This is a genomic window from Pseudoalteromonas sp. PAST1 (assembly GCF_021532515.1).
Lineage (GTDB): Bacteria > Pseudomonadota > Gammaproteobacteria > Enterobacterales > Alteromonadaceae > Pseudoalteromonas > Pseudoalteromonas simplex.
Genome location: NZ_JAKGBH010000097.1, coordinates 1 through 5,421, shown reverse-complemented (window position 1 = coordinate 5,421; position 5,421 = coordinate 1). Strand labels below are relative to the sequence as shown.

Below are 5,421 nucleotides of genomic sequence, written 5' to 3'. Positions count from 1 at the left end.
AAATCAAAACACACCGCCAAGTGAAAGAGCCGTAAAAACTTCACGCGCTTTAAGTCAGAAAAAAGACTAGTTACCTCTTGCTTGACTCGCCCTTGAAAGGGTGAGATTGCGCAAGCCTAATGTTCAAAATTTTGCCCAGTAATAAATTTATGTATTTTCCCTTTGTGAATGACTATATGAGAACCAGCGTACATAGCCCAACTGTAATCCCAGTTACCTGATCCTAATTTTCTAGGGTGATACAAGTAAACATCATCCCCCATGTAATCACTCATTAAATGCAATGATACAAAATTTCCATTTGCTTCAAAAATTACATATGCAGACTTACTTTCTTGATCATATGACGAAACTCGACCAAGCCCAATGTATTGCCCGCAGTTATTTACAACAAGAATCAAATTTTCACATTGATTTTTGTTTTTATAGTTGATGATTCGCTGAGTACTTGTTGTCCTTTCTGACTCTATTTCAAGCCCTTTCTTGGCAGCAATTTCATCAAGCTTTTTCGAAGCTCTAGCAATAATACTTTCAGGATTTGCAAGTGCTGATTGACTTACATTCTCAACCTTAACTATAAATTGGGCGTTCTTAGCTAAAGGCTCGTCTTCAATGATACTATCATTAATGGCTGTACTGGCTGCTCCAGTAAAATCTAACATTAACAGCTGACCTAGAGCCATTACACTCGAGCCAGGTACTTTGCGTGTCCCTGACTTTCCGTCAGCACTGTCCATAAACTTATTGCTGCCAGCTAAGCGCATTGTTGTTTTTGCAAATGAGTCATTCTCATTTGCTTGAAAGCTATCAAACACAATTGGCTCTTTTGTTGATGAACAAGCTGATAAAGTTAATGCCATGACTGAAGCTAAGGATATTTTAGTTATATTTTTCATAGATTTCCTCGTTTGTCCCGAAAGTGTCTCTATCGTACTTTATTATTTATATCGCGCAACTTTACAATCATTAATCATTAAGGAAGTAGCATGCCAATGGTCTCGGCACATATGAACAATCAATATCATCTGCATTTATGATACTTCTTGTTTCAATAGCTCTCTCAGCAAGCTCAGCGTCAACAGCTCTTTGTGTTGTTCTATCAACAGCGTTTTCTCGACCTTCATTATTAAGTAGTCGACCAGAACCAGTTAGCTTATCAAGGTCTTGAGCAAAATCAGCAATACCAGACTCGATCATTATGTTAATCCATTCGCTTAAATCAATTTGATTCCAGTCTAGGTTAGACAGTTGTTCAGGGGTTAACCCCGGACAATTCCTTAATTTTGAACCATCAACTTCTTCTGTTGTATATTCTTCTAGGTCATGGCCAAGCATTGGGGATGCTTGTTCCATTATTATTCGAGATAGGATGGAGTCATAACAGCAATAATCTTGACGACGTAGATAGCAGACACCCAAAGCATCTTCAGCACAATATTTCTTTCCTACGGGAATACATTGTTTCGTAGCAAGCCTAATTCCCATATCCATTTCATACTCGTGGCAAGCAGTGAGCAAATTTAAAGCTAGTTTAATATATTGATACACCATGTATGCAGCATATACATAACCAATTACCGCTACAGCTTGACTTGCTCCTTCTGATAGCACCACTGTTGATGCCCCATTCTTAACAGTCTCTGTCATTAATGCCTGAGCTAACTCCTCTGGAATCGAATCATAAACATATTTCATAACCGCTTGTTGTAGTTTTTCCATAGCCTGCTTAGAGAAAATATCCATTGCGGCCCCAGATGCATCAACCACCTCCCCTACTGCATTACCTGCCGCAGTACTTGCCGCATCAGTAAATACTGTAGACACTGAAGACCAAGCGCTTGAAACAGCTTCACCAGCAGTTGTAGCTGCATTAGCAATAGGTTCTCTCAGACTCTGATAGCCGCCTACTACAGCATTACTGGTTCCATCTAGTCCAGCTACAAATGCATCTGCTTGTAGCATGCCATAAGCAGCTTGTGCATATTCATAAATATCAACACCATCAGGAGCCTCACAACAGTCATTACCTAAACCACTTGGCTCCCAAGAGCAAAATTTGCCTTCACCTTTAAAAATAGTGCACGTTGATGGGTCTGTAGGATCTTCACAGTTCATCCCATCTTCCATATGTTGTATTACTGTAGCCATAGCAAGAACATCTGCGAATTGATCATTAACTTCACTATTTGATGTTTCACAATTCCCTCCAACACAAGGCAATGTAGCCGCACAGGTATTCTGTGTTACGGAGCTTGTTACAGTCGAAACAACCTCCTCATCACATTGATACTCAATTGTGTAAGCGAAGCAAATATCATCGGCGTCATCTCGCTCCCAAAGCCACCCTTCAGCACATGTTCTCTCAATTTCTTGACATTGCGTATCAGTTTGGTAGGTAGTGCAGTGGTTTGGTTGAGATTCTATCTCATCCCAGGAATAACATTGGAATTCATCCCCTATCCCTGCTGCTTTTTCTTCCTCAGTGGCTCTCCGAGTTACAATACAGTAATCTTCACCTTTAGTAGGATCACAATTGTATCCATCAAGGTTAACTCTCCAAGTTTTATTTCCTGTATCACCATTATAAAAAGGAGGGACTGTTTCTAATATTTCTGGGGGTAATCCAACGCTACCAACCTCGATATTTGTATAGCTATCAAATTTACAAAAACCTTCAAACCGGCTTTCAGTACCACCACTAATTGTGTCACTAAACCCTGCTAAGCCATTGCTTTCCTTAAGCTCACTTTCAATCGCATCATAGCAACCAGCTGGATACTGCTTGTTTTCCCCTACTTCACCAGTAAACCTGTATCTTACTTGAGCGTTCAAGATCCATTTTGTATCACCACTATCATCAGTTTTATCTTCAACTTGGACAATACCTTTTAAACCATTTGCACATGTTGGCGCTTGCAACTCTCGAATCCAAGTACTTTCATCAATACTTCCATCTAGTGTGGTGTTAGGCCAAGCACCAAGGCTTACCCTATTAATATTAGTATTATTAACTGTGCAGAAATCTTCAAAACTTGGACCTTCAAATTTCAGCTCTGTTGCAATTGAATCGGTTGGGGCTATTGTCTTAGCAGTTTGCTTCTTTAGGTCAAATTCTACTGTTAAAAACTGCTTACCCTTACCCGCCATTTGCACTATTACGTCATAAGCAACTGGTGTAGCTCTTTCAACTTCGCAATATAAGCTATTGCTTGCAAGGGGTTGCATACATAAATGATTTGTTGATTGTGTTGATGTAAATTCACGTGTTATGTCAACTGACTCATCTGTACATGACGATAACCATGATCCGGTACCGTCAAGGGCATCATTCACTTCATTAAATCCGTAATTGAAAATACTGCTTCTGGGGTTTATTTCTGGGGGTTTATTGTCATTCTGAATTGATTGAATTGTTTGGTATACAGTTGCATCACTAGCAGTGTCTGTTTTCAAACTGTTTATTTTAGTGGTTCCTGAAGCATAAAACTCTGTCTCATTACCATAGTGACTGTCTGCCTCAAATGTTGTTTGAGAGTGATTTAGCTCTGAGCTAGTGTACTCGTTTTGATTAGAAACATGCTCAGTAACTTTTGATTCATCAATAGTCCCAACATAATTACCACTATCATCTTTTGTAAGCGAAACTCCTCCATTACTATAATTTGTAATTAAACCTCCACTAGCATTAGTCGATGGAACAACAGCTGACTTTGACATGTCTCTCGCAACATTTACGCTATCTTCAATCTGCTGCTGTGCATTGTCTCCATAATTACCATAAGCAGACAAATCAACTGTTCTAGATGTCTGTGGGGTTAGGTAGTATTTTTGAATTATCTCATTTTCTCGATTTGGATTTATGACTGTTTGATGTGGGTATTTTAATAACGTTTGATTTAAACGTTGATCATCGGAGCGGTTATTTGTTGGATCATCAGTTTTGTATTTTTGCTGAATTTGGTCAAACCGTTCCTGTGCAGCAATAGCTGTTTCAAATGGAGTGGCAATCGATAGTAACCCAGCCCATACCCCAATTACTGATACAGCAATGGTTTGACCAACCATGCTTGCAATGATTGTATATCCGGTTAATTTTTTCTTAAAACACTTCATTAAACATAGAGCCATGACTATTTATTTGAAGATATTTTAAAATCTATATTTCCATCTAAATCCTAATTTTCATTAGATTTTTAATTAAAATTTGCTCAATTAAAGCCACCTGATAGAGTAAAAGGGCTCTGAGGTGCCTTTGCTCCATTATCATTTGATATGCATACCATGATCTATAGTGTGGATGCCCCTACACTAGAAAAATAACTTCACAGAAGATTTGAGAGAGCAAGTAAACAAAGTAAATCCCAAAAAAGAGTTTTTCAAAACCTCTATAGCAGAGGTTAGACAAGTAGTTGAGCAGCAGGATTTACTTGATGTTCATTGGAAACTGACAGCAGAAACTGCTGAATATAGGGAGTCTTTAACAATAGAAAATGCTCGACAAGAACAAAATGTCACCTAATAGCTAAACCTCTGTTATAGAATACCAAACCAGCAAAGTATAGAAGCACAAAAAGCAAATCCAGCGTCATTCTGGCTAAACTAGGATACAAAAGAAAAAAGCATACAAACTTAGGGATGAAGGTGAGTTTGTATGCTTGGGTATTGATAATCAATTAGGAATTTGCTGGCTCAATAATTTATTAAATACACTTTAAATATAGAGGCTGTGCTTATTATTGTCAAACTTCCATACTTAAAAATTTTTCGAAACTTTATGAGCTCCCCTTATTCGACATTAAGGTGGCGCCCATAAGTGATTCACTTCACACTGTTGTTTCAATAACTCCATGTTTTTAATATTAACTTTTTATAGGTGGGGTAAAAAAACCGAAACAAATATAAGCTTAATTTAATATTAAAATTAGATAAATCTAGGGGGTATCGCTCAATTACCTAGTAATTTTTTGCTAAAAACAAATTTTCCCAAATGAATCCCTAAATATGCAAAGGTAACGAACGCAATATGAGCTATTATAAACATAGTTCACCCCCTAAGAGTAAACAAGACTATACGTCAGGTTAATAGTTTTCTAACTGACTTATCTCGGTGTGTTGAGAGTTTTAGTTCTAAGTATCTCTTTGCTTTTCCTTTACCCATGTGATCAAGGCACTCGCAAATAATTGAAACACTGTTACTTATCTCTTCTTCGTATTTTGGGCTCGTGTACTTGCGGTATGTTGTTTTCTTAAATCCAAATATGTGCATTGCTTGCTGTTTACTTAGCCTATATTTAGTGAACTACTCGCGCCTAAAGGCATCGAGCTTCCAAGATAATAGCCTAAGCTACTAACCTTTCTTTTTTGACGCTTCGTTGGACACCGCTAGTCGAGCTTTTGACTCGGCTAGTCTTACGATTGCCT

3 protein-coding genes are annotated in these 5,421 nt (G+C 38.1%); 1 reads left to right on the top strand and 2 read right to left on the bottom strand.

All coding sequences use genetic code 11. The features are described from left to right. Positions 1-116: 116 nt before the first annotated feature. On the bottom strand, positions 117-896 hold the full coding sequence (locus L1272_RS22470) for a hypothetical protein (RefSeq protein WP_235374323.1): 780 nt from the start codon (positions 894-896) through the stop codon (positions 117-119). Positions 897-966: 70 nt separating this feature from the next. Then, a complete protein-coding gene (gene traN / locus L1272_RS22465) occupies positions 967-4,113 on the bottom strand; it encodes a conjugal transfer protein TraN (protein WP_235374322.1) in 3,147 nt (1,048 codons plus the stop codon). 220 nt (positions 4,114-4,333) lie between these two features. On the opposite strand from traN, the gene L1272_RS22460 reads away from it, so the two are divergent. Next, positions 4,334-4,519 (top strand): hypothetical protein, encoded by a 186-nt coding sequence (locus L1272_RS22460; RefSeq protein WP_235374321.1) that lies wholly within the window; start codon positions 4,334-4,336, stop codon positions 4,517-4,519. The last annotated feature ends 902 nt before the right edge of the window (positions 4,520-5,421 follow it).

Coding starts and splice junctions, on each gene's coding strand:
- L1272_RS22470 (WP_235374323.1), bottom strand. CDS start 896: ATGAAAAATATAACTAAAATATCCTTAGCTTCAGTCATGGCATTAACT.
- traN (WP_235374322.1), bottom strand. CDS start 4,113: ATGAAGTGTTTTAAGAAAAAATTAACCGGATATACAATCATTGCAAGC.